Genomic DNA, 26,462 nt, shown 5'->3' with positions numbered 1-26,462 from the left:
ACCACCAAGGGAAAGTGTGCTTGTTATTACGTAGGATAGTATGGATAAAGTAGATGTGCTTATTGTTGGCGCTGGTGTTATTGGTTTAGCCATCGCAGCAAAACTCAGTCAACAGTTAGATGATGTGTTAGTGATTGATAAAAATGCTAGTTTTGGTGAAGAAACCAGTAGTCGCAACAGTGAAGTAATTCATGCGGGTATTTACTATCCACAAAACAGCCTAAAAGCAAAGTTCTGTGTGCAAGGCAAAACCTTGCTTTATCAATATTGCCAAGAGCGCCATATTCCCGTTAATAAAATCGGCAAGTTATTGGTTGCCCAAGGCCCAGCAGAAGAAGCTTACCTTAAAAAAACCATGCTCAGCGCTAGCAAAAATGGTGTTGATGATCTTATCTGGATTGCTCAAGCCCAATTAAAACAGCTTGAACCTGAGCTAAGAGCAACGGCGGCTTTACATTCTCCTTCAACGGGCATCATTGACAGTCATGCTTATATGCAAAGTTTATTAGCACAAGCTGAACAAGATAACGCTATGTTTGTTGCCCAAACCAAAATGATTAGTGCCCTAGCTACACAAGATGGTTTTGACGTTAGCTTAGATAGCCAAGGTGAGCGGCTATCCATACATTGTAAATATTTAATTAATTGCGCGGGATTACACAGTGTATCGTTGGCGCATACCATTAAGGGCTTAGATAAAACTTTTATTCCCCAGCTGCATTGGTGTCGTGGTCATTACTTTTCTTATCAAGGAAAAAGTCCTTTTAAACAGTTGATATACCCTATCCCTCGTGACAATGGTTTAGGTATTCATGCCTCACTTGATATGGGTGGACAGTTAAAGTTCGGTCCTGATACTCAATATATTGAACACTTGGATTATGACTTTCCAGAGAAACTCAAAGACAAGTTTATAACGCAGGTATCGCAATATTTTCCCACGTTAGCAATCGATAAGTTACAACCGGCTTACGCGGGTATTCGCCCTAAGTTACAGGGGCCTAATGAGCCTTTTAAGGATTTTGTGATTCAAACAAGTCAAATACACCAACTTAAAGGCCTAATAAATTTATTTGGTATTGATTCACCGGGTTTAACGTCTAGTTTGGCCATCGCTGATTATGTTGCTGAGCGGCTAAAAGTTGTTTAATTGCTCATGCTGTATTACGTTTAAAGGAGTGCCACTTTTTACCTGCTAGTCGCTCTAGCGAATAAATTAACGTTCACACTCAATGATTTTTCTATCCCTCAATGGTGGCATAACAGCCATAATTTAGCGTTAACTCATGGCGACACCGATTTTGCCAACATCTTAGTATAGTCATAGCACCCAGTACAAAAGCACAAGAAGGCAACCACAAGATAACCTTGTAACGTATTGAATTTAAAGGTAAATATATTATCTCAATCACGCTGATTTCAATGTTAATTGCCATATGGAGTTTAGCGCTAGGTTATTTAATCCATCGCGCTAGTCGCCCGAAAGAGCGCGCAGCTAAAGTTTTAGCTCAACCTGCACCAGCAATAGCCTTTGGTGCTAAGAGTGATACTTAACGGGCGCACTTAATTGTATTGGTTTGAGAAAATGTTTTGAGCAACTAGCGTCAACTGACTTACATAATTTAAGTGTTATATTTTTCAATGTAGATGATTGTTCAGATTTATACCCGAAATACGGTCAGAACATGGCCAATAAGCTTTTACAACAATTTGTCAAAAAAATTAATAGCTCCTGCCGATCTAGCGATACGATAGATCGCTGGAATAGTGAAGAATTTTTATTGGTCTGCCCCGATACCAGCCTGGCACAAGCCGTGGCAGTAGCGGATAAAATTAGAGCCAGTATTTTAGCGACTGCTTGGCCAAACGACATCCAACTATCTTGCAGCTCAGGTGTTGCGCAAATGCACGATGAAGATTTAAATGATCTTATTGCTCGAGCTAATAAAGCGCTTTATAAGGCAAAAAACACCGGCAGTAATCGCACGGCGGCCGCTTAATTTATACCTTAATCACTGCACTGATCTAATAAATACAGTATCGATTGATAAGATATGCCTGAATGCTCGGTTAGCCCTATTTCACACGTGCGAGAGTTACTCAAACCTCGTTGACAACCCGGTGGTATTTGAGCTTTTAAAGCCGCCAAGGCACTTTTATTGAGTTCCGGTAAATAAAAACCTTTATCTCCGGCAAAACCACAACAACTGATATTTTCTGGTTCAACAATATTGTCACTACATAGCTTGGCAAGTTGCTTTAAATAACGGCCCTGGTCCATTTTTTCACTGCTACAGCTATTGTGTAGCATAAAACATTCATCGCTTTTATTAATCTGTAATTTATCCACCACATACTTGGCGATAAACTCAGTCGCTTCAAATATTACCAAGCTAGTGGCAGAATTATCTCTGTCTTCCCCTTGATTCAAGGTCAGTGCACATGGACTAGCATCGGTGATGACCGGCCATTTACCTTGCTCTGAAGCCGTGACTACTTTTGCTAAAAATTGCTGCCTTTTATCTTGAGCAATCTGTGCTAAGCCTTTTGACTGCCATGGCATGCCACAACATAATTCACCACTGCCCTGCGGTATAATGACGGTAATATTGGCTTTTTTACATAGTGACAATACGACTGCAACTAAACTGCGTTTATCTGGTGCTTGTTCATCACAACCAAATATACGATTGGCACATGAAGGGATATAGACAACTTTGTTTGCCGCCTTAGTTGTTGCTACCGGTGTTGCAATATTGCTGGCAACAGGTGCTGAGAGCAGCTGATTTTGACCATTAAACTCACCTTCAGCAATGACTTTAGCACCGGCTGGCCAGGCTTGAAACCATAAAGGTATGGCATTATTACTCAAGGTACTAACAGCCTTAAAGGACTTTTTAGTGAACTTATTACCGGCGATATGATTTATCGTAGCCACTGTATTTAAACCCAACCTAGCAATACTCGACACCGCAGAAAAATTATCTGCGATCACTTTAGCCGAAAAGGTTTTTACCTTACTGCCAGTATTTTTCTTTTCTCTTAGCGACTTGATAAACATGCCGGTATCAATACCCACTGGACATTGTTGACCACATAGCCCAGTGGCCGCACAACTATCGATAGCAAAAAACTGATAATCTTTTTCCAAAGCTCTTAACTGAGCTGTTAACGCTATTTTTTCCGAGTCATTGGCATGGGTAATTTGTTGGCTTAATAGGGCTTTTTGTCGCCATAACGCAATGCGTTGACGTGGGGTGAGGGTAAAATCTTTCGAAGGGCACACGGGTTCACAAAAGCCACATTCAATGCAGGTATCAATAATGTCATCTGTCGCCATCATGGTTTTTAAGTGGCGTAGATGGGCCTCGCTATCGTCATTGATGATAACGCCAGGGTTAAGTATGCCTTTAGGATCAAACAATGTTTTTATTTGTTTCATCACTTGATATAAGTCCCCGCCCCACTCCATTTCCACAAATGGCGCCATATTACGACCCGTACCATGCTCAGCTTTAAGCGAGCCTTGATAGTCAATGGCAACCATTTTAGTTACCTTGGCCATAAAGTCACGATAACGACTGATTTCCTTGTCACTGGCAAACGTTTGAGTGAAAACAAAGTGTAAATTTCCGGCTAAAGCATGACCAAAAATAATCGCTTCATCATAACCAAATTGCTTAAATAATTGCTGTAAATCGTTAACACCTTCTGCCAGCCTTGCCAGTGGCAGAGCAATATCTTCAATGATTACTGTGGTTCCCTTTGGGCGAACTGAGCCAACGGCAGGAAACATGCCCTTGCGTATTTTCCATAACGCCTCGATTTCGTCTTTATCAATCGTAAAGGCTTTTTGTGCTTGAATAGACTTTTCCACCATTTTAATATGGACCAATAATTGCTGCTCATTGACTTGCAGTTGTCCGACGGTATCGGCACTTATTTCAATTAACAAGGCCACGCTTTGTGCGTTTAAAGGCTTATCAAGACTTACAATCGAGGTAAGTTGACCGTGGACACTATTTAATGCCCGAGCATCCATGATTTCTACTGCATCGACACGTTCTTGAGCTAAGGACAAAACAAGATTACAGGCAATGTCCATATTATCAAAAATAAATAGCCCGGTAGATTTATGAGGCAAGACCTCGATCGTATGGAAAGTAATGTTATTAATAAAAGCCAGTGTTCCTTCTGAGCCTATAATTAAGTGACTAATAATATCGATAACATCGCTATAATCAACCAGCGCATTTAAGCCGTAGCCGGTGGTATTTTTTAAGCGGTATTTATGCTTAATTTTAGTGACTAAAGCGATATCCGCATTGACATAGTCAACAATTTTCATCAAGCGAGTGGTAAAACTTTTGTTTTGCTGAAGAAATGTTTCCCTTGACTGACTATCAGCGGTATTTAACTGGCTGCCATCAGCAAATATCAAATCTATATCCGCCAGGGTATGATAACTATTGTCTTTTACCCCACAACACATGCCCGAAGAATTATTAGCGGCTATGCCACCTATTTTACAACTATTGATCGAGGCGGGATCAGGACCTATTTTACGGGCATAAACCTGTAGTGCTTTATTTGCGTGAGCGCCAATAACGCCTGGCTGTAGAGAAATTTTTTCTCCTTGGTCTAAGATCTTTATTCCCTGCCAGAGGTTTGATAAAATTATCAACACTGAATCACTAATGGCTTGACCGGACAAGCTAGTCCCAGCTGCACGAAAAGTGATGGCTACTTGATATTTATTAGCCAGTTTTATCACTTGGCGTACCTGAATGTCGCTATCAAGTTGCAAGACAACTTTTGGTACTAAGCGGTAAAAACTCGCATCGGTGCCATAAGCAAAGCGTTGCAAATAGCGCTCAATTACATTGTCTTTTGGTAGGATTTTGGCAACAGCCTGACTAAATTCTATAAATGCGCTTGCCGCTACGGTTTGCTTCGCACTAGCCATCCAAATTCTCCTTATAAAGCGGTCGTTCCATAAAAAGTTCTTCGCTAATTAATATCGGGATAGAGCAAATAAGGCCGACGCTTTGCTCTAAAGCTATCGATATCAGCCTGCCAACTTTGTTTTATTTGTTGAGCACTTTGTCCCGAAATAATTGCTTTTCTTAATTTATCCGTGCCTGCTAATTTATCCATAAATTTTGGACTGTTAAAGAAAATAAGGCCTTTTTTTGCAAAGGCTTGATACCAAGCCAGTAAATAATGTAAATTTAAACCTTGGCTAGCAACATGGCGAAGATCTTCTCCCTGTAGCTTTACCTGCATTAATTTTGGCTTAGTTGCGGCCCCTGGCGTTGACACTGGGGTAAAGGTAAAACTGCCTAGATTAACTTTATCATGACCGATCACCTGAAAGGGAAATGGCGTGCCCCGACCAATACTTACCGGTGTGGCTTCAAAGAAGGTTAATGAGGGATATAAAGCGATGGCCTGATCATTAGGTAAATTAGGGCTTGGTTTTATCGGTAGGCTATAAGTGAAATCTCTCTGGTAATTTTTTACTTTAACTACCGTTAGCGCCAAGTCCTTTTTGCTGGTTAACCAAGCTTCTCCTTTAATCATTTGTGCAAGCTCTGCTACCGTCAGCCCGTGTAGAATAGGTATGGGGTGCATGCCAACAAATGAGCGAAATTCTTTTTCAAGTACGGGACCATCAATAAAACTACCATTAGGATTAGGTCGGTCTAAGACGATAAATTCAATACCCGCATCCGCTGCCGCTTCCATCATGTAATGCATAGTACTGATATAAGTATAAAAACGCACACCAACATCTTGAATATCAAAAACTATGACATCAAATTTTTTCATGATATTTAATGAGGGTTTACGGGTTTTACCATACAGTGAAACCAGCGGGAGACCTGTTTGACTATCAAGGCTTGAAGCAAACTTTTCACCGGCATCTCGATTACCGCGGAAACCATGTTCTGGGGCAAAGATAACTTTAATATCTATATGCTTTTTTAACAAAAAATCCACTAAATGCTCATCAAAAACCTTAGAGGTCTGATTGACCACTAAAGCAACTCTTTTGCCTTTTAGTTGTGGTAAATACCGTGATACTTGCTCGGCGCCAACGATTATAGGTTTTGCTGTCATCGCACTTGCCGGTAAATTAACTAAGCATAGCGAGCAGTAAAACAATAACGTCAGCCTTTTTATAAACATCATAAACACAGTATTAACAGCCTTGTTGCTCAATAGCTTTACGCAAAAAGCCTTTATTTGCCAATAATGCTGCTTTAGCTTGGCTAAGGTCTAAACCAGTTAAGACCATTAAACTGGCAAGTTTTGTCTGATTATTTGCTTGGCCAAGGGCGTACTCTGCGGTAGAAAAATCACACTCAGTGGCCTGCATGACTATGCGGACGGCTCGAGCATATAACTTTTCGTTACTGGCATTGACATCTATCATTAGGTTTTTATAGCTTTTGCCACTACGGATCATACTGGCAGTACTGAGCATATTTAAAATGAGTTTTTGTGCAGTTCCTGACTTCATCCGAGTAGAGCCGGTTAGCACCTCGGCACCAACTACCGCGCAAATATCAACATCACTATTTTGTCCATAACTACTGTTAACACTACAGCTAATACCGATAACTGCAGCACCCTGCTCCTTAGCAAATGCCATTGCTGATAACACGTAAGGCGTTCGACCACTGGCAGCGATGCCCACTAAGACATCTTTGCTAGATAAATGCACCGCTTTCAAATCATCTATTGCCAGTTGTCTATTATCTTCAGCACCTTCAACAGCTTTATACATAGCGCCAGCACCACCAGCAAGAATGCCAATAACTTGCTCACTCGACACACTAAAAGTAGGTGGGCATTCAACCGAGTCAAGTACTCCTAATCGACCGCTGGTACCGGCGCCAATATATATAAGTCGACCACCACAGGCAAAAGCCTCAACGATAAGATCAACCCCTTGCGCAATTTCGGGTAACAATTGACCGACAATAACCGCTACTTTTTGATCTTCTGTGTTTATTTTTTTGACAACACCAAGTGAATCAAGTAAATCAATATCTAAGGTATTGGGGTTTTGCCCTTCAGTGCTAATGTTTTTAAGCTCATCAACTAAATCTGCTTGCCTGTTCATAGAATCATCTCGTTGTGGTTATCTGGCCTAATGGTTACTTCATTTCATTGACTAAATTCAGCTTGAATTTGTCAACGAATGATAAAAACACGATTAAGATAAGGTGCACTATAGTTATCATGGTACACTGATAACTAATAATAAATAGAGAAATTAACGACCTTTTTCATAGTCGAATTGATTTTTTTCGCCACTTTTCATCCGTTAATTATCACCCTATTATATGAGCTATATCTCCAGACTTACGCAAGCCGTTATCGACCTAGATGCCTTAGTTAAAAACTACCAATATATTGATAGCCTCGCCCCTAACAGCAATACCATTGCGGTGATTAAAGCCGATGCTTATGGTCATGATGCCAATAAAGTTGCCCATGCACTAAGCGCAACCGTTAATACTTTTGCTGTCGGTTTTATTGATGAGGCAATGGCACTGCGCAGTGCTGGTATTAATAATACTGTGCTTATTCTTGAAGGGCCGTTTAAAGAAAATGACTTTGAGTTGGCACAGCGACATAATTTTTCATTAATGCTGCACAGTGATTATCAAATAGCCTGGCTGAGATCTCTTAACATTGAATTTTCTGGTGATATTTGGTTAAAAGTAGAGACTGGCATGAACCGCTTAGGTTTCCACCTTGAGCAAGTCGACCTCATCATGACACAGTTAAGCAATCAACAAAGAAGTAAGCTAGTATTGTGCTCGCATTTTTCTTCGGCTGAGCAGCTTGATAGTGTAAAACCTATAGAGCAATTGGCTAAGTTAATGAGCTTAGTCGCAAAGTATCATTGTCAATTTAGTATGGCGAATTCCGCTGGTATTTTAAATTGGCCCGCAAGTCATGGCGATCACACTCGATTAGGCTTAGCACTTTATGGTATTTCTCCTATTGGCGAGAGTCCACTAAGCCAACCACTCATCCCAGTGATGACCTTACAAGCCAATATTATTGCGATACATACCTTGAAAATTGGCGAAACCGTTGGCTATGGCGACACTTGGCAAGCGAAAAGAAAATCAACCATAGCGACCATTGCGATTGGCTATGCCGATGGTTACCCTCGCAATGCAAAATCTGGCACTCCGGTATTCGTTAAGGGTAAAGTTGTCCCGCTGGTTGGTCGAGTTTCAATGGATATGATCACCGTAGATATCACCGACTTAGCAAACATTAATATTGGCGATACTGTTGAGTTATGGGGTAAAAACATCAGTATTGATATCGTTGCTCAACACAGTGATAGCATAAATTATGAATTATTAACCCGCGTGTCAAAGCGTGTCCCCAAAGTGGTTACGGATTAACGTTAGTCACCTAAAAAGTAAAACTAGCAAGAGCTGTTATTCAATACCGATATATTTGTGTACTTGTATCGATAAACGCCAGTTATTAGCGATACATGTTGCTATCGCTAACTCTGTTGCTCGCTTCTTTTGGCTAATCGGCTGTAAGTAAATAGCAGTATTTTCTACCTTATGCAAGGCCAATAAAGCTTTCAAGTCATCGACATGTTGCTCTGTCGCAATAGGATGCTTTATTTCATTTGCACGTGACATAGCGCTTGCTAAAATTTTATAGCCACCGCGCATATTAATTTTAGGCGAAACGGTTACCCAACATTTTTCTGTGGTAATAATCTCAAACGTGCCAGACGTTTCAATTTGTGTACTATAGCCTTGTTGTTCAAACAACTGGCATAATGGCGTTAAATCAACCATACAAGGTTCACCGCCAGTGATAACTATGTGTTTCGCTTGAAAGTGCTTTTCTTGCACTAAGGCAAAAATTTCAGCAACAGTAAAACTAGACCATTGAGATGTCTCCGCTTTTTTAGCTAACATAATGTCAGGACTGACTTGATCATCAAGCTCAATGTTCCAAGTATGTTTAGTATCACACCACGAACATCCTACAGGACAGCCTTGTAATCGAATGAAAATTGACGGTTGTCCGGTAAAAGAACCTTCACCTTGAATGGTTTCAAAAAGCTCATTAATTTTATAGTTCATGGGTAATATGGTTTTCTCTGCTACATTGTGGTGTGTCTTATTAGGCATAGTGCTCACTTTCTGCTTTAGCCCATTGTCTATTTCAAGTAAAATAACAGGCGTTTTATATTATACCTTAGATCAATTAAGAGAGCTTCAAATGACTGAAAAAGTTATTGTTATTTATTCTGGTGGCATGGATTCCTTTACTGTATTAAACCGTGCTCGAAAAGACGGTAAACAAGTTTTTGCTTTGTCATTTAATTATGGACAACGCCATGTAAAAGAATTGCAGTGCGCTAGCACTGTCTGTAATGGGCTCGGTATCAACCATAAGGTAATTGATATTTCGGCAATAAATCAATTATTTACTGGTTCTTCTCTCACCGATGATATCGATATTCCCGAAGGCCACTATGAGGCTGATAGTATGAAGTCAACCCTAGTGCCCAACCGTAATATGATTTTACTTTCTTTAGCCGTTGCTTATGCAGTGTCGGTTGGTGCTAAGCAAGTTTATTATGGTGCCCATTCAGGTGATCATGCCATCTACCCAGATTGTCGCCCTGAGTTTGTCGAAAAGATGAATGATGTTTGTAAAATTGCGAATTATGAAAGTGTTGAAATATTTAGCCCCTATTTAACAGTGAATAAAACCGCAATCCTCGCTGATGGTATTGCTATGGGTCTTGATTACAGTAATACTTGGACCTGTTATAACGGTCGAGATAAAGCCTGTGGCAAGTGTGGCGCATGCCAAGAGCGCTTAGAAGCTTTTTCTGAAAATAAGGTTACAGACCCAATTACCTACGAATAAGAAAGCAAAGAAATTACCGCAAAAGTAGTTGAAACAGTAAAGTGATAACCAATCAAGGTTAGCTGCCAATATGACCCTAATTATTTTAGTAGCCTCGCAGCTTTAGTACCATCGTTTTAGTCCCCTTATGTCAGGCTAAAACGTATCAATTACTGGCAATAAAATATAAATATTAGGCTCTGTTATGGGGCAATATTTTAACTTTATTTTTGATTATAGCCTCGATGACTAATGTTATTACTCACATTTACCTGCTTATTAGTATCGAATTAATTACCCTAGCGGCAAGATTGGCTGACAAATTAGCCATTAACCACCTCGGCAGCGACCCTTATTGCGCTAAATAATGAATGAAAAGCGTAATTTCAAATTATTGGCTATCATTAACATAATGCTTTTTAATAACTTATCCGACTATAGATTATTATCTTCCATGGATTTATTTTTAAGATAAAAAATGTATAACCACTAGGGCACTTTAGCCCTAGACTTATAAGGTGTTCAATGAAAAGTTGAGGTTGTCTTATGAGTGCTACGTGGAAGCATCAAGCACGACGTTTGAAGCAGATGATTGATGCAAATAATGAAACTCAAGCTCACCTTTATATGGAACGGCTATTATTATTTCCCATCGATATTCAAGATAAAATAATAGAAGATATTAGTCACCTTCCCCACTGCAGTAGTGATGCGGTTGCTAATATTCTTGGCCAATACTCAATACAAGAGCTAAAGTAGCTGCATAGCTACTTTAGCTGGATTCTGGCAGATATTTATTGATATACATTAGCTTGATAATTGCTGTATTCGTAGTTTGGCAATTTTGTCCCGTACCGCGGCAGCTTGTTCAAACTCTAAATTTTGCGCGTGATTCAGCATTACTTTTTCAAGACCCACTATTTTAGTATCTATTTGCGCAGTGGTTAACAGGGGCTCTTCTGCTTGCTGGTTAATATGATAATGTGCATTAGCTTCTGCTACCTTATCAAGTGCTTTGGCATCGCTATAACTGCCAACATCCATTACATCGGTGATTTTACTGGTAATACCTTTGGGAGTAATATTATTATCTAAATTATATTGGTGCTGTTTCTCTCTACGTCGATCGGTTTCATCTATAGCCCGTTGCATTGAACCCGTTACTCTGCCTGCATATAAAATTGCTCGACCATTGATATTACGCGCAGCTCGGCCAATAGTTTGAATCAAAGAACGTTCAGAGCGTAAGAAGCCTTCTTTATCTGCATCTAAAATCGCGACTAAAGAGACTTCCGGCATATCTAAGCCTTCACGAAGTAAATTGATACCAACTAAGACATCAAACTTACCCAACCTAAAGTCCCGTATAATCTCGACCCGTTCCACCGTATCAATATCTGAATGTAAGTAGCGGGCTTTAATACCATGCTCATCCAGGTAATCGGTTAAATCTTCGGCCATACGTTTTGTTAACGTAGTTGCTAAGACTCTTTCATTTAAAGGTAAACGTTTATGTATCTCTGATAACAAATCATCTACTTGTGTTTCAACCGGTCTAACTTCAATTTGTGGATCAAGTAAACCGGTCGGTCTAACCACTTGCTCCGCAACATCACCCGCAGATTTTTCTAATTCATAGTGACTTGGCGTAGCAGAGACGTATATGGTTTGTGGCGAAAGCGCTTCAAATTCATCAAACTTCATTGGTCGGTTATCTAAAGCCGACGGTAGACGAAAACCATATTCCACTAAGTTTTCTTTACGCGACCTATCCCCTTTGTACATGGCTCCAATTTGAGGCACGGTAACATGAGATTCATCTATGATAAGTAAACCATCATCAGGTAAGTAATCGAATAACGTTGGTGGGGCATCGCCTTGCTCTCTGCCAGATAAATAGCGAGAATAGTTCTCTATACCAGAGCAATAACCAAGCTCTGTCATCATCTCAATATCAAATAGGGTTCGTTGCGTAAGACGCTGCTCTTCAACTAACTTATTATTATCTTTGAGTTGCTGTGCTCGGTGTTTAAGCTCAACTTTAATTTTTTCAACTGCCGCAACAATTTTTTCTCTCGGTGTTGCATAGTGTGTTTTAGGGTAGACAGTAACACGAGCCAGTGTTCTTTCCACTTGTCCCGTTAGTGGATCGAATTGACTAATCCGCTCTACTTCTTCATCAAATAGCTCAATACGTAAGGCGAGCCTGTCGGACTCGGCTGGAAATATATCAATGACATCTCCACGTACTCTATAGGTTGCTCGCGCAAAAGCGACATCATTACGAGTATATTGCAGCTCAGCAAGTCGGCGTAAAATGTCACGCTGATTAATAATGTCACCTTGGCTAATATGTAACATCATCTTTAAATAGGAGTCAGGATCACCCAAGCCATAAATAGCAGAGACAGAAGCAATAATAATAACGTCTCGACGTTCTAACAACGCTTTAGTAGCCGATAAACGCATTTGCTCGATATGTTCATTTACCGAGGCATCTTTTTCGATAAAGGTATCAGTAGCTGGCATATAAGCTTCAGGCTGATAATAATCATAATAAGAAACAAAATACTCAACCGCATTGTTAGGAAAGAACTCTTTCATCTCACCATAAAGCTGAGCTGCCAAGGTTTTGTTCGGCGCTAAGATCATGGTGGGTCGATTAAGCTTTTCAATCACATTAGCAATGGTAAAGGTTTTACCTGAGCCAGTTACACCTAAAAGAGTTTGATGGGCTAGACCCGATTCAATACCGTCTAAAAGTTGTTTTATTGCCTTTGGTTGATCTCCGCTTGGGGTGTAATTCGAGCAAAGGGTTAGATTTTTCATAGCACTTGCTCCGTTGTCCCAGGGTCAAGAGGGGTGAATTGCTTGGTAAATAGTCGATATGAAATCATAGCCATAAATACATTGCCGAGTAATGCTCCGGCAAAAAGCCCTGCTAAACCGTAAAATAGATTACCTAAATAGGCTAAAGGTAAATAACAAACAAAGAGTCTTACAAAACTTAAAGCTAAAGCTATCATAGGTTTATGCAAAGCATTAAAGGAAGAATTTGTTAAGATGATAATGCCTTGCAAGCCATAGCCCAAGGGTAGTATCCAAATAAAGAGTTTAATTAAGTCCGCAACTTCTGCCTCATTGGTAAAAACACTCGCGATCCAATGTGCGCAAAAAGCCAATAAAAAATAAATTAAAATTTGCCAAGCTAGGATAAATTTTATCGCGACTTTATAAGCTTGTTCGACACGATGCAATTGACCAGCGCCGAAGTTTTGGCTAATAAAGGGTGGTAAAGTCATAGAAAGAGCAAGTACTATCAAACAAGCTATTGATTCCAGTCTTGAACCAACACCAAAAGCAGCGACAGCTGATTCACCATAGGTGGCGACTATGGCCGTCATTATAGCGGCAGCAAGCGGCGTTAACATATTTGCACCCGCTGCAGGTAAGCCAATTTTCAATATATCTCGACAAGCACTGAGCAGCTCTTTTAAAGGCAGCATACTAGTATGAATAAGATCATATTTTTTAGTTAAAATGTACAGTACAAAGCCTAAACCAAACAGCCAAGAGATCAGAGTAGCAATGGCTGCCCCTTGTATTCCCATCGCTGGTACTGGACCTAAACCAAAAATAAAAATGGGGTCAAGTACCGCATTAATAAGGCCCGCACTACCCATAATGATACTGGGTGTTTTAGTATTTCCTGAGGCACGTAGAATAGCATTACCTATCATAGGCCCAATTAAGCAAACACTACCTATATACCAAATATCCATATACTGATGGATTAAAGGTAATAAAGACGGCTGGGCACCCAGTAGAATAAATAAAGGATCGGTAATGAGATAACCGATGAAAGATAAACAGGCAACGATAATAGCGGCTAAATACATGGCGGCTGTGGCGACATTTTTTGCTGATTTAGTATCTTTTTTACCTAAAAATCTAGCAATAACGGCAGAGGTCCCTATGCCCAAACCAATAGTTAAACTCAGTACGGTGAAGGTAACAGGAAAAGTAAAACTTATTGCTGCTAAAGGTTGAGTGCCGAGAAGACTGACAAAAAACGTATCGACTAAGTTGAATGTCATCAACAGCACCATGCCATAAATCATTGGAATGGTCATACGCTTTAGCGTGTTAGCAACGGGGTCTTCAAGTAGGTTAATTTGCTTGTTATTTTGTTGGGATAAATCTGTTTTGGTCATTTGGTTACTATCGTGATTCTAATGGTAAGACAAGGTGAATTATAGGCAATGATGTATTGTAAAAGATTAACTTACTTTTACCTAGTGTAGATTTATTCGTTTAACTTTGATTTATGAGCAAGTAGCCGCCAATAAGAATTATTTTTAATAACCCTACTGAGTCTTAAAGCTGAAATTCGATAGCTTAAAATACAATAAGCGGCTCGCTAAAGTAAATGAGTAAATAAAACAACAGCCCGTAAAAATGATTAGCGGTCTAGTTGTTCAAAATTCAGCCAAAATTAATAAAAAAGCACAAAATCCAGCTAAGACATTGAAAACAAATAGATAAATTATATAACACCAAATACGTTGACATCGAGCCAAGTCAAACAAAACGTTATTGTTATGCTACTTTACACTTTAACTCACATAGTTATCCACAGGAACCGTGGATAACTAAATCTATAATTAATTGAAATTATTTAACCACTTTGGCTTATGGAAAGTATTTCAATAATCGACGTGTTTAAAAAACACCCTAAAACTGTTGTAAAAGCCACACTTCTGAGTACATTTTCAACAAACAAATATATTTTTAGATTTTTATTGTTTTTGTGTTGACACTTAGGCCACAGGTCTTTAATATTCCGCCCCGTTAGCCACTGAGGTTAACGCGAGATTCCCCAATAGCTCAGTTGGTAGAGCGATGGACTGTTAATCCATGTGTCACTGGTTCGAGCCCAGTTTGGGGAGCCACATTACTATTAGCGATAATAACCAAGTATCGTTAATTGGTTTTCTAAGTCTAACTTAGAAACAAGTTTCAACTTCATTGATAAACAGAAGTTAAAAGTTTATTCCCCAATAGCTCAGTTGGTAGAGCGATGGACTGTTAATCCATGTGTCACTGGTTCGAGCCCAGTTTGGGGAGCCACATTTACTATTAGCGATAATAACCAAGTATCGTTAATTGGTTTTCTAAGTCTAACTTAGAAACAAGTTTCAACTTCATTGATAAACAGAAGTTAAAAAGTTTATTCCCCAATAGCTCAGTTGGTAGAGCGATGGACTGTTAATCCATGTGTCACTGGTTCGAGCCCAGTTTGGGGAGCCACATAGAATGAAAAAAACCTGCTCTGGCAGGTTTTTTTTCGCCTAAAGAATGCCTATAGCTTATAGCAGTATTTCGTAAAAACATATCCCCTAGGACTGTCCTATCAACACTCTACTCTTCACGACAAAAGGGCATCTGTCACTAGTGCCCATCACTTTATGTGAAGAGTTAGCCGCTATATTTAGCTAACAACCTACCGGTACCGTATTTTCGCCTCCAAAAACCTATTAGCAGCTAATAGAGCAAACATATGAGCTCATAGCATCGCCGTGTAAGCGTGAGCTATACATCTTTACACTCTCGACAATAAAGGGCATGTGTTACGGTTTAAGGCCTTTAGATGAAGAGTTGACTGTCATATAAAAGCAATAAAACTGCTATTAGCGGTTTTTCTTGCCTGGTATAAGTCTATACCCGTCACCATTCAAAGTGCTCGATTTCAGTGGAAATTAAAAGGGCTTTAGGCAAGGTAAATAATTGAAGCATAGTCATTATATGGTTTGATTATTTAACGCGTATAAAGTCATTTTAAACCCATCGAAGAAGCGGTTGAGCAACATCACTTCATCGTTGCTGTAACTCATAATGACGCTACATGGATGGAGCTGATTAGAGAATGCAGACGGTACAGGAGTCCCTTATTAGATAATGCAGGAGCAATTATCCTGAGCATATTCTCCTGAACAACCATTATTTCATCACAGCGCCTTGAATTGACATTGCTCAAGCACTCTGAAACATGCATATTGAATGGTAACGGCTATATAACGACAAAATGCATGGTATTAGCCAATGCTCTGTAATTTTAGTTTGTACCATACTGTTTAAATATGTGATTTATATTACGAAGGAATAATTAGCACTAGTAAGACGCGTGATTGATTAATAGCGAATATTAGGATTGAGCGTAACGCAGTTACTGTTGATTTTAACAAGCCATAGTGGCTAAATATTTATGCGCATTGGTATTCTCTTAATTGCAGACACTACAGGTTTTTTTCGTTATTAGCTGCCATGCATAAAAAAGCCCTACGAAGTTTCCTTGTAGGGCTTTAGATTAATTACTGTGAATTATTATTTTACGGTGATCAATTCCTTTTTACTTTCGTAGTTAAACACCAGCTTATCTTTTTTAACATCAACTTTAGCTACGCCACCCTGTGTTAACTCACCAAAGAGTAACTCATTAGCCAATGTCTTTTTCAAATGCTCTTGAATCAGGCGAGCCATAGGTCTAGCACCCATAGTCTTGTCGTAGCCATTATCAGCTAACCACTGCCTCGCTTCTTTACTCAATTCAAGTGAAACACCTTTATCATCCAGTTGTACTTGTAATTCAACAATGAATTTATCAACCACTTGCTGAATTACAATGTGATCTAAATGATTAAACCAAACAATATTATCTAAGCGATTTCTAAACTCAGGTGAAAATATCTTATTAATTTCACTTAATCCATCAAGACTGTGGTCTTGTTGTTTAAAGCCAATGGATTGACGCACGGTCTCTTGTACGCCAGCATTGGTTGTTAACACTAAAATAATATTTCTAAAGTCAGCTTTTCTACCATTATTATCCGTTAAAGTGCCATGGTCCATGACTTGTAGCAAAATGTTGTATACATCTTCATGTGCTTTTTCAATCTCATCTAACAAGACAACGGCATATGGATGTTTTAACACAGCATCGGTAAGTAGACCACCCTGTTCATAACCAACGTACCCAGGAGGCGCTCCAATAAGGCGGCTAACGGCATGTTTCTCCATATATTCCGACATATCAAAACGGAGCAATTCAACGCCTAAAATTTTAGCCAATTGTTGAGTTACTTCTGTCTTCCCCACTCCAGTAGGACCAGCAAAGAGGAAAGAGCCAACGGGCTTTTCTTCACTGCCTAGGCCAGCTCGAGATAAACGAATAACGGATGAAAGTTCACTAATAGCTTGGTCTTGACCAAAAACAACAAGCTTCAAGTCACGATCAAGATTTTTAAGACTATCCTTTTCAGTGAGTGATACTGATTTTTCAGGAATTCTAGCCATTTTAGCGACAATGCTTTCAATATCAGTATTATCAATGACTTTTTTCCGCTTATTAGCCGGAACAAGTTGCTGCTTGGCTCCCGCTTCATCAATGACATCAATGGCCTTGTCTGGCAAAAATCTTTCGTTAATATATTTAGCAGATAGTTCCGCAGCAGCCTGTAGCGCTTTATTGGTATAACGAATACCATGATGGTTTTCATACTTCTCTTTTAGGCCGTGCAGTATTTTAGTGGTATCGGCAACGCTAGGCTCGCTAATATCAATTTTTTGGAAGCGACGAGCTAATGCGCGATCTTTTTCAAAAATACTTTGATATTCTTGATAAGTAGTAGAGCCTAAACAGCGAACCTTACCAGCAGAAAGTAGCGGTTTGAGCAGATTAGAGGCATCCATCATGCCACCAGAGGCTGCTCCCGCACCTATAATAGTATGGATTTCATCAATAAACAGTACCGCATTTTTCTCTGCTTCAAGTTCTTTCAATAAAGATTTAAAGCGTTTCTCGAAGTCGCCACGGTATTTAGTACCGGCTAATAAAGCGCCCATATCAAGAGAGTAAATGGTCGCATCGGCTAAAAACTCAGGCACCTGTTTATTGACAATCATATTGGCTAAACCTTCAGCAATGGCGGTTTTACCAACACCTGCTTCACCAACCAAAAGAGGGTTATTTTTTCGCCTTCGACTCAATACTTGTAATGTACGTTCAAGCTCCTCATCACGACCGATTAAAGGGTCTATATTGCCTTTGCGAGCTTCTTCGTTAAGGTTAACTGAAAAGTTTTCAATAGTACGGGGTTCATCTTCACTTTGTGGTTCACCATCGAATGCTTGGGTGGAACTTTCATCAATTTTCGCGATGCCGTGAGAGATATAATTAACAATATCAAGGCGACTAATATCTGATTTTTTCAAAATATAAGCGGCTTGCGATTCTTGTTCGCTGAAAATAGCGACTAATACATTCGAGCCACTGACTTCATTTTTACCCGAGGATTGCACATGAAAAACAGCTCGTTGGAGCACACGTTGAAATCCTAACGTTGGCTGGGTTTCACGTTCTTCTTCCCCTACAGGGATCATTGGCGTTGTTTCGCCAATAAAGTCTAATAAGCTTTTACGAAGTTTAGCCAAATCAGCACCGCAAGCTCCAAGTGCTTCAATCGCTGAGGGGTTATCTAATAATGCCAGCAGTAAATGTTCTACTGTCATAAATTCGTGGCGAGATTCTTTAGCTTGGCGAAAAGCTAAATTAAGTGATATTTCTAAGTCTTTGTTTAGCATAACTACTCCAACTTTTACTTTAGGCTTTTTTCATCACACACTTTAATGGGTGCTGATGTTCAAAAGCGTACTGGACAACATGTTCTACTTTTGTTTCTGCTATCTCTGCAGTATATATGCCGCAAAGACCCTTTCCTTGATTGTGAATGGTTAACATAATATCTGTTGCTTGTTCTGCTGTTTTGTTAAAAAAATTACACAATACATCTACAACAAAGTCCATCGGGGTATAGTCATCATTAAGTAAAAAAACATGGTATTTAGCCGGTTCTTCTATTTGCTCTTTAACTGCCTCTTCAACAATGGTTTGGGTATCAAATAACTCTTTCCTGTTGCTCATATATTTATCTTAGTCTCTGCTTTTCACTTTTGCTGTAACTTTTTGTGGAATTAAGCCTAAAAAACGGTAATAAAACATCTTTTTAACTTGACAAATTCCATAACTTATCTACGATTCTATAGGTGACTAATATGTAGTCGCTTAGTTTGTGGTCTATGCACTAATTTATCCTTTGCTTATCCCTCTGGGATATACGCTGCAAGGATAAGTTAAACATAATTAAATACTAAAGGATATAGAAGGAAGTTGAAGTATGGCACACGGTACAGTTAAATGGTTTAATAATGCAAAAGGTTTTGGCTTTATTCGTCCAGATAGTGGTGGAGAAGATATTTTCGCGCACTATTCAACAATCGACATGGATGGGTATCGAACATTAAAAGCCGGACAAGACGTCAATTACGAACTAAATGAAGGCGCTAAAGGTCTCCACGCAGCTAGCATTAAATTAGCTGAAGACGAAATAGAATAAAAAGCCTTAGCGCTAAAGTAACATAAAAAAACACAGCTATTTAGCTGTGTTTTTTTATTCTCTTACAGCCTTCAGCTACATATGTTCAATAATACAATCACCAAATGCTGAACAAGAAACTAAAGTGGCATCATCCATCAATCGCTCAAAATCGTATGTTACTGTTTTCGCTTTAATGGCTCCCGACATCCCTTTAAGGAGTAGATCAGCCGCATCAAGCCAGCCCATATGTCTTAACATCATTTCAGCGGAAAGAATCACTGAGCCAGGGTTTACTTTGTTTTTACCGGCGTATTTTGGCGCTGTGCCATGAGTGGCTTCAAACACCGCAACTTCATCGCCCAAATTTGCCCCGGGAGCAATACCTATACCACCAACCTGAGCCGCAAGAGCATCTGATAAGTAATCACCATTCAAATTTAAAGTAGCAATTACACTATACTCTGCTGGTCGTAATAATATTTGCTGTAACATAGCATCGGCTATAACATCTTTAATGATGATATCTCGACCTGTATTAGGGTTTATAAGGGTGCACCAAGGACCACCATCGATTAAGCTTGCGCCGAATTCTTCTCGCGCCAGTTCATAACCCCATTCTTTAAACGCGCCCTCGGTAAACTTCATAATATTACCTTTATGAACCAGAGTTACCGAATCTTTATCATTATCAATTGCATATTGAATTGCTTGTCTGACCAGACGTTGAGTGCCTTCTTTAGATACTGGCTTTATACCAATACCACAATTTTCAGTAAAACGAATATTACTAGCGCCCATTTCATTAATCAGAAATTCAATCATGGCTTTAGCCTTATCACTCCCGGCTTTAAATTCAATACCGGCATAAATATCTTCAGTGTTTTCTCTAAAGATAACCATATCGACTTCAGCCGGTCTTTTTACCGGGCTTGGCACACCGGTAAACCATCGTACTGGACGTTGACAAACATAAAGGTCAAGCATTTGTCTTATGGCGACATTTAAAGAGCTCATGCCACCCCCTACAGGTGTTGTCAGCGGTCCTTTTATGGAAACCTTATATTCCTGTAGTATGGCAAGTGTCTCATCTGGCAGCCACGTTTCACTATCATACATTTTGGTCGCTTTCTCACCAGCATAGACTTCCAGCCATACTATCTTCCTATCGCCACCGTAAGCTTTAGCGACAGCAGCATTTACAACTTTTAACATAGGTGGTGTCACATCCACACCTATACCATCGCCTTCGATGAACGGGATTATCGGATTATTTGGCACTATTAACTTACCGTCAATAAAAGTTATTTTATCTCCAGCGGTTGGAATGGTGATTAGATTCGTCATAAAGTTAGCTCCACATTAAGCAAGAATGAAAATGTTGCACTACTAAACTAAATCAAAAAAGTTCAAGTCACTAATCACTTTTGGATTATATCCGTTATCACTAAAATGAATAAATAGCCTTTAGACCAAAGTCTAATAAGGAATATCGGTAAAAAAAAACAAAAAAAAGCTAAGTATTACTACTTAGCTTTTTATTTCGGTACGCTTGGTAAGCAGCTTAACTCTTTGTTTACCCTAAATTTTGCTAACTATTTTATAACAGTGCCGATAAAATAGTATTAAAGGTCTCACTAGGACGCATTGCTTTTTCGACCAGCTGAGTATCCGCAAAATAATAACCATTGAGATCAACCGCTGGACCTTGAACGGCATTTAACTCAGCAATAATCTTTTCTTCCTGCTTGGTCAGCGCTTGCGCTATACCGGTAAAGTTGTCTTTAAGCTCAGTATCCGTTGTTTGCTCTGCTAGTGCTTGCGCCCAAAACATGGCAAGGTAAAAATGGCTACCGCGGTTATCTAATTCACCCACTTTACGTGATGGTGATTTGTTGGTAGCTAAAAACTTACCCGTGGCTGCATCTAGTGTATCAGCTAATATTTGTGCTTTAGCATTACCCGTCGTTACCGCAACATGCTCTAGTGAGGCAGCAAGTGCTAAAAATTCACCTAAAGAGTCCCAACGTAAATGGTTTTCTTTTTCGAATTGTTGTACATGTTTAGGTGCAGAGCCACCAGCACCCGTTTCGAATAAACCACCACCATTCATTAATGGCACGATCGAAAGCATTTTGGCACTAGTACCAAGCTCAAGAATTGGAAATAAATCCGTTAAATAATCACGTAATACATTACCGGTAACAGATATTGCATCTTCACCTTTAGCAATACGGGCAAGGGTATATTGACAGGCTTTTACTGGCTCAAGAATTTGGATATCTAAACCGCTAGTATCATGGTCAGCTAAATAAGTATTAACTTTTTTGATCATTTGTGCATCATGGCCGCGATCTTCATCTAACCAAAATACCGTCGGAATTCCCGTTGCTCTAGCACGAGTTACCGCTAATTTAACCCAGTCTTGAATAGGGGCATCTTTAACCTGACACATTCTGAAAATATCACCTTGAGCAACATTTTGTTCAAGCAGTGTTTCACCCTTATCATTTACAACACGAACAACACCGGTACCTGACATGGTGAACGTTTTATCGTGTGAACCATATTCTTCCGCTTTTTGCGCCATTAAACCAACATTAGGTACTGTACCCATTGTTGTTGGATCGAAAGCACCATTTTCACGACAAAAATCAACTACAGCCGAGAAAACACCCGCATAGTTACGGTCGGGGATCATAAATTTAGTGTCTTTTTGCTTTCCATCAGGTCCCCACATCATACCTGAGGCACGAATTGCTGCCGGCATTGACGCATCAATAATGACATCACTTGGCACATGTAAGTTGGTAATGCCTTTATCTGAGTCAACCATGGCTATTTCTGGGCGAGTAGCATAAACAGCTTGTATGTCTGCTTCAATTTCTGCTTTTTGCTCAGCCGGTAAACGGGCGATTTTAGCGTAAACATCACCAATACCGTTATCAGCGTCAACACCTAACTGTTCAAAAGTAGCCGCATGTTTAGCAAAGACATCTTTATAGAATACTTTTACTGCGTGGCCAAACATGATTGGGTCTGAAACTTTCATCATGGTTGCTTTTAAATGTAATGAAAGTAAAACATCTTCTTCTTTGGCTTTATTTATTTCCGTTTCAAAGAATTCGACCAATGCAGATTTACTCATCACTGAAGTATCAATAATTTCTTTATCCAGTAATGGCAACTTTGATTTTAATAAAGTCACCTCACCGTTTTCAGCAACAAATTCAATATTTACCTCGGTTGCACCAGCAAGTGTTACTGACTTTTCACTGCCATAAAAATCACCTGAGCTCATATGAGCCACATGAGATTTTGACTCGCTAGACCAAACGCCCATTGAGTGAGGGTTATTACGCACGTATTGCTTAACAGAAGCCGGAGCACGACGATCAGAGTTACCTTCACGTAATACCGGATTAACCGCTGAGCCTAATACTTTAGCGTAAGTTAACTTAATCGACTCTTCCGCTTCATTTTGTGGCTCAGCCGGGTAATTAGGTAAGTCGAAACCTTTTGTTTGTAATTCTTTAATAGCCAATTCTAACTGGGGAATAGATGCTGAAACATTTGGCAATTTGATAATATTTGCTTCTGGTTTTTTCGCTAATTCACCTAACTCAGCCAATGCATCATCAACACGTTGCTCTTCAGTTAAGTATTTTGGAAAGTTAGCTAAGATACGAGCCGCTAGTGAGATATCACGTGTTTCAACATTAATGCCTGAAGAAGCGGTATAAGCTTGAATGATTGGCAATAAAGAATACGTTGCTAAGGCAGGCGCTTCGTCGGTAATAGTATAAATGATTTTTGAGTTATCAGTGCTCATTGAGATTCCTACGTTAATTAGCTAAACGCTCGAGTGTTCGTATAAAAATTCACTAAAAATTAATTAAAATTCACTCAAGCTAAAATTTATTTTTCGCGCGCATAGTATAGTAATTCAAAGCGTATTAATATAGCCAAGCAGAAAGCCATCACATATTTTTAAGGATATTTAGTCTAAAAATGAAGCAGAGCAAAGGCTATACAAGACATAGCGCTAAAAACCAACAGAAGGTACGACCACTTAGCGAAAAGCGAATAATTGTGCTTTTCAATAAACCCTTTGATGTGTTATGCCAATTTACCGATGAGCATAATCGCAAAACCTTAAAAGATTTTATCACTATACCTAATGTATATGCAGCAGGACGACTTGATAGAGACAGTGAGGGTTTATTGTTATTAACCAATGATGGTAAGTTACAGCATCAAATAGCCAATCCGGTTAAAAAAACAGAGAAAACTTATTGGGTGCAAGTTGAAGGTGCGCCAACAGAGCAAGATTTAGTAAAACTACGACAAGGCGTTGAATTAAAAGATGGTATGACTAAACCAGCTAAAGTGGCCATTATGCTGGCACCTAAAATTTGGCCACGTATTCCCCCGATAAGGGAACGTGCCAATATTGCCACCACCTGGCTGGAAATCACCATAACTGAAGGTCGTAATAGGCAAGTTAGACGCATGACGGCAAACATTGGTTTTCCTACCTTGCGACTCATTAGATATCGCATTGGCAATTGGACCTTAGATAATATAGCCAATGGGGATTTTAAAGTTGAAGAGTAACGCCGATATATCAACGAGCAATGAGCACGGCTCAAGCCAATTTAAGCCCAATACCACAGTTGCCGCGGTTATTCATCACCAAGGTAAATTCTTATTTGTTGAAGAGTATGAAAATAACCAAGTCGTTTTTAATCAGCCTGCTGGGCACTTAGAGGCGAATGAGAGCCTTACAACCGCCATAAAAAGAGAAATACTTGAAGAAACGGGCTTAACATTAACGCCTGATTATCTGTGCGGCATTTATTATTTTCATCGACCAGATCTGCAACTGTATTTTTTACGTTTTTGTTTTGTCATCGAATTGGATCAATATTTAACCGGCCAGCCACAAGATAGCGAAATAATAGCCACTCATTGGCTTACCCTTGAGCAAATAAAAGCAAAAGGTCTGCAATTGCGTAGTTCCATGGTATTAGAGTGCATTGAAGATTACTTAGCGGGTAATAAAATCCCCTTATCACAACTAAAATCTAATCTTTAATCTATATCCTGTTAGTTGTGCGTGTTATAATTTTGCGCCTCTTATTTTAGTACACTTATTTTTAGTTATAGATAGTTAGTACGCTTAATTTTTAAAGTCTATTGGTCAAACAAACATGTTAACAGCTACAAATAATAAAGCCCCAGAGCAAACAAAAGTCATTGTCGGTATGTCTGGTGGTGTCGACTCATCGGTCTCTGCTTACTTGCTTAAGGAGCAAGGTTATCAAGTAGAAGGTTTGTTTATGAAAAACTGGGAAGAAGATGATACTGATGAGTATTGTGCTGCTGCTCAAGACTTAGAAGATGCCCAAGCTATTTGTGACAAACTAGATATTAAATTACACACCATCAATTTTGCTACCGAATATTGGGATAATGTATTTGAGTATTTTCTTGCTGAATATAAAGCCGGACGTACCCCTAATCCCGATATCATGTGTAATAAAGAAATAAAATTTAAAGCTTTTTTAGAGTTTGCTTGTGAAGATTTAGGCGCCGACTATATTGCCACTGGCCATTACGTGCAACGTGAGTTTCGTGATAATGGCTGGAAGATGATACGAGGCCTCGATAGTAATAAAGATCAAAGTTACTTTCTTTACACTTTAGACGAAAAGCAATTATCTAAAACCTTGTTTCCGGTCGGCCATATTGAAAAACCGAAAGTACGCGCTATCGCCGAAAAGGCTGGCTTAGTTACCCATAATAAAAAAGATAGCACGGGTATTTGTTTTATCGGTGAGCGTAAATTCAAAGATTTTCTTGGTCAATATCTACCGGCAAAACCAGGCATTATTGAATCAGCCGAAGGCGTTGCTATCGGCCATCACGACGGCCTTATGTATCATACCCTAGGTCAACGAAAAGGCTTACGTATCGGCGGTTTAGCTGATGCAGGTGAAGCACCTTGGTACGTGGTTGAAAAAGATTTATTACGTAATGTTTTAATTGTTGGTCAAGGTCACAACCACCCTCGCCTATTTTCTAAAGGTGTCATAGCAAATCAATTACACTGGGTTGATAGAAAAGCACTCAGTAACAGTATCCAATGTACCGTTAAAACGCGTTATCGCCAAGAAGATGTCTCTTGTACGGTAACCCCTTTAACGAGTGACGTAAATGTTAGTGTAGAAAAGCAAGAATACCAAATTGATTTTAATGAAAAACAAAGCTCAGTTACCCCTGGGCAATCGGTGGTATTTTATCAAGGTGATGTCTGTTTAGGTGGTGGTATTATTGATACCCTCATTCGTTAAAATTAACATCGTTTAAGCCAATATAAGCCAAAAACTAGAGATAAAATGAAAGATCAAACCATTACTTTTGCCGCTATTTGCCAAGTTGCTTATCAAGTACAACAAGTCTCACGCTCTGGTCATATCACGGATGAAGAATTCCGTGTGTTACTGCAAAGTATTATAGAAACCTCCCCCGATAATACCTTAGCGGTTTACGGTGGCAAACTCAGTAATATTAAAAAGGGTCTAGAGTTGTTAATTCAGCATCTAGGCAGTGATAAAGAGACAACCAGTGCTAGCAAACAAAAAGATCCTGAGTTTACTCGCTATATCATTAGCTTAATAAACTTAGAAAGACGCCTTGCTAAACAACCTAAACAGCTCAATGCCTTGGGTGAACGTATCAATGCAACTGAGCGACAGCTTGCCCATTATGCAATAACAAGCGAGACCTTAATTGCTAGTTTTGCCAGTATTTATAGTGATATTATTAGTCCCTTAGGTCATAAAATTCAGGTCACTGGCGAGCCCAGTATTTTAAAGCAAAGCGCAAATCAATATAAAATTCGAGCGTTATTGTTAGCCGGTATACGTGCGGCAGTCTTATGGCGACAAACGGGCGGTAAAAGACGTCATATATTATTTAGTCGTAAAAAAATAGTTGATACCGCTAAAGGCTTACTCAACAGAATTTGATAAAAATCACCCTCTATTTAGCTCTGTAACTTAACAGCTTAGTTACAGAGCATATTAATATAACCTACATATAACCTAG

21 protein-coding genes and 3 tRNA genes are annotated in these 26,462 nt (G+C 39.4%); 14 read left to right on the top strand and 10 right to left on the bottom strand.

Features of this window, described 5'->3' with window-relative positions:
• Positions 1–40 precede the first annotated feature (40 nt).
• The 3 genes from ASU03_RS06725 to ASU03_RS21405 all read left to right on the top strand — a co-directional run bounded on the left by ASU03_RS06725 (position 41) and on the right by ASU03_RS21405 (position 2,000).
• Complete coding sequence (locus ASU03_RS06725; protein WP_057831111.1) at positions 41–1,150, top strand: NAD(P)/FAD-dependent oxidoreductase; 1,110 nt, start codon at positions 41–43, stop codon at positions 1,148–1,150.
• A gap of 272 nt (positions 1,151–1,422) precedes the next feature.
• Complete coding sequence (locus ASU03_RS21745) at positions 1,423–1,554, top strand: hypothetical protein (RefSeq protein ID WP_269432997.1); 132 nt, start codon at positions 1,423–1,425, stop codon at positions 1,552–1,554.
• 23 nt (positions 1,555–1,577) lie between these two features.
• Positions 1,578–2,000 carry a GGDEF domain-containing protein gene (locus ASU03_RS21405; RefSeq protein ID WP_057831110.1) on the top strand — a complete coding sequence of 141 codons (423 nt, stop codon included), beginning with the start codon at positions 1,578–1,580 and terminating at the stop codon, positions 1,998–2,000.
• A gap of 8 nt (positions 2,001–2,008) precedes the next feature.
• Here the strand turns inward: ASU03_RS21405 and ASU03_RS06715 are convergent, their stop codons facing one another.
• From ASU03_RS06715 to murQ, 3 genes are read right to left on the bottom strand one after another with little or no spacing between them, the layout of a single operon-like run.
• A complete protein-coding gene (locus tag ASU03_RS06715) occupies positions 2,009–4,966 on the bottom strand; it encodes an FAD-binding and (Fe-S)-binding domain-containing protein (RefSeq protein WP_057831109.1) in 2,958 nt (985 codons plus the stop codon).
• A gap of 44 nt (positions 4,967–5,010) precedes the next feature.
• Positions 5,011–6,195, bottom strand: coding sequence for a DUF1343 domain-containing protein (locus tag ASU03_RS06710; protein WP_157465837.1), 1,185 nt, complete (start codon positions 6,193–6,195; stop codon positions 5,011–5,013).
• Positions 6,196–6,205: 10 nt separating this feature from the next.
• Entirely contained in the window at positions 6,206–7,132 is a 927-nt protein-coding gene (gene murQ, locus ASU03_RS06705; RefSeq protein ID WP_057831108.1) for an N-acetylmuramic acid 6-phosphate etherase, read from the bottom strand.
• A gap of 223 nt (positions 7,133–7,355) precedes the next feature.
• Between murQ and alr the strand changes: the two genes are divergently transcribed.
• Positions 7,356–8,438, top strand: a complete 1,083-nt coding sequence (alr, locus tag ASU03_RS06700; protein ID WP_057831107.1) for an alanine racemase — start codon at positions 7,356–7,358, stop codon at positions 8,436–8,438.
• Between the two features lie 36 nt (positions 8,439–8,474).
• On the opposite strand, the gene queE is transcribed toward alr, so the two are convergent.
• Complete coding sequence (queE, locus tag ASU03_RS06695; protein ID WP_057831163.1) at positions 8,475–9,143, bottom strand: 7-carboxy-7-deazaguanine synthase QueE; 669 nt, start codon at positions 9,141–9,143, stop codon at positions 8,475–8,477.
• 139 nt (positions 9,144–9,282) lie between these two features.
• Between queE and queC the strand changes: the two genes are divergently transcribed.
• Positions 9,283–9,939, top strand: a complete 657-nt coding sequence (gene queC, locus ASU03_RS06690) for a 7-cyano-7-deazaguanine synthase QueC (protein ID WP_057831162.1) — start codon at positions 9,283–9,285, stop codon at positions 9,937–9,939.
• 525 nt (positions 9,940–10,464) lie between these two features.
• A complete protein-coding gene (locus ASU03_RS06685; RefSeq protein ID WP_057831106.1) occupies positions 10,465–10,677 on the top strand; it encodes a hypothetical protein in 213 nt (70 codons plus the stop codon).
• A 48-nt stretch (positions 10,678–10,725) separates the two neighbouring features.
• Here the strand turns inward: ASU03_RS06685 and uvrB are convergent, their stop codons facing one another.
• Both uvrB and ASU03_RS06675 read right to left on the bottom strand, forming a co-directional pair.
• Entirely contained in the window at positions 10,726–12,747 is a 2,022-nt protein-coding gene (gene uvrB, locus ASU03_RS06680) for an excinuclease ABC subunit UvrB (protein ID WP_057831105.1), read from the bottom strand.
• Positions 12,744–14,132, bottom strand: a complete 1,389-nt coding sequence (locus tag ASU03_RS06675) for an MATE family efflux transporter (protein WP_057831104.1) — start codon at positions 14,130–14,132, stop codon at positions 12,744–12,746. The genes uvrB and ASU03_RS06675 overlap by 4 nt, the downstream gene beginning before the upstream one ends.
• Positions 14,133–14,794: 662 nt before the next feature.
• On the opposite strand from ASU03_RS06675, the gene ASU03_RS06670 reads away from it, so the two are divergent.
• The 3 genes from ASU03_RS06670 (at position 14,795) to ASU03_RS06660 (ending at position 15,228) form a co-directional block, all read left to right on the top strand.
• Positions 14,795–14,870 (top strand) — tRNA-Asn (locus ASU03_RS06670).
• Positions 14,871–14,972: 102 nt separating this feature from the next.
• Positions 14,973–15,048: transfer RNA gene (locus ASU03_RS06665), tRNA-Asn, on the top strand.
• A gap of 104 nt (positions 15,049–15,152) precedes the next feature.
• Positions 15,153–15,228 (top strand) — tRNA-Asn (locus ASU03_RS06660).
• Between the two features lie 1,074 nt (positions 15,229–16,302).
• Here ASU03_RS06660 and clpA read toward each other — a convergent pair.
• Positions 16,303–18,558: an ATP-dependent Clp protease ATP-binding subunit ClpA gene (clpA, locus tag ASU03_RS06655; protein WP_057831103.1), complete on the bottom strand. Its 2,256-nt coding sequence runs from the start codon at positions 18,556–18,558 to the stop codon at positions 16,303–16,305.
• Between the two features lie 19 nt (positions 18,559–18,577).
• Positions 18,578–18,898 carry an ATP-dependent Clp protease adapter ClpS gene (gene clpS / locus ASU03_RS06650; protein ID WP_057831102.1) on the bottom strand — a complete coding sequence of 107 codons (321 nt, stop codon included), beginning with the start codon at positions 18,896–18,898 and terminating at the stop codon, positions 18,578–18,580.
• A 253-nt stretch (positions 18,899–19,151) separates the two neighbouring features.
• Here clpS and cspD point away from each other — a divergent pair, with 253 nt between their 5' ends.
• The gene (cspD, locus tag ASU03_RS06645; RefSeq protein ID WP_057831101.1) at positions 19,152–19,370 is read left to right on the top strand and encodes a cold shock domain-containing protein CspD; all 219 of its coding nucleotides are present in this window, start codon (positions 19,152–19,154) and stop codon (positions 19,368–19,370) included.
• Positions 19,371–19,445: 75 nt separating this feature from the next.
• On the opposite strand, the gene icd is transcribed toward cspD, so the two are convergent.
• Both icd and ASU03_RS06635 read right to left on the bottom strand, forming a co-directional pair.
• Positions 19,446–20,696: an NADP-dependent isocitrate dehydrogenase gene (gene icd, locus ASU03_RS06640; RefSeq protein WP_057831100.1), complete on the bottom strand. Its 1,251-nt coding sequence runs from the start codon at positions 20,694–20,696 to the stop codon at positions 19,446–19,448.
• A 253-nt stretch (positions 20,697–20,949) separates the two neighbouring features.
• The gene (locus tag ASU03_RS06635) at positions 20,950–23,181 is read right to left on the bottom strand and encodes an NADP-dependent isocitrate dehydrogenase (protein ID WP_057831099.1); all 2,232 of its coding nucleotides are present in this window, start codon (positions 23,179–23,181) and stop codon (positions 20,950–20,952) included.
• Positions 23,182–23,360: 179 nt separating this feature from the next.
• Between ASU03_RS06635 and ASU03_RS06630 the strand changes: the two genes are divergently transcribed.
• The 4 genes from ASU03_RS06630 (at position 23,361) to hflD (ending at position 26,383) form a co-directional block, all read left to right on the top strand.
• Positions 23,361–23,966 carry a pseudouridine synthase gene (locus ASU03_RS06630; RefSeq protein WP_057831098.1) on the top strand — a complete coding sequence of 202 codons (606 nt, stop codon included), beginning with the start codon at positions 23,361–23,363 and terminating at the stop codon, positions 23,964–23,966.
• Positions 23,956–24,447 carry an NUDIX hydrolase gene (locus ASU03_RS06625; protein WP_231731511.1) on the top strand — a complete coding sequence of 164 codons (492 nt, stop codon included), beginning with the start codon at positions 23,956–23,958 and terminating at the stop codon, positions 24,445–24,447. The genes ASU03_RS06630 and ASU03_RS06625 overlap by 11 nt, the downstream gene beginning before the upstream one ends.
• 115 nt (positions 24,448–24,562) lie before the next feature.
• A complete protein-coding gene (mnmA, locus tag ASU03_RS06620; protein WP_057831096.1) occupies positions 24,563–25,705 on the top strand; it encodes a tRNA 2-thiouridine(34) synthase MnmA in 1,143 nt (380 codons plus the stop codon).
• A 45-nt stretch (positions 25,706–25,750) separates the two neighbouring features.
• Positions 25,751–26,383 carry a high frequency lysogenization protein HflD gene (gene hflD, locus ASU03_RS06615; protein WP_057831095.1) on the top strand — a complete coding sequence of 211 codons (633 nt, stop codon included), beginning with the start codon at positions 25,751–25,753 and terminating at the stop codon, positions 26,381–26,383.
• The last annotated feature ends 79 nt before the right edge of the window (positions 26,384–26,462 follow it).

Origin of the sequence: Colwellia sp. TT2012 (assembly GCF_001440345.1) — a bacterium.
GTDB lineage: Bacteria > Pseudomonadota > Gammaproteobacteria > Enterobacterales > Alteromonadaceae > Colwellia.
Note: the sequence above shows the minus strand (reverse complement) of the source record. Positions and strands in the feature narration are given on the sequence as shown.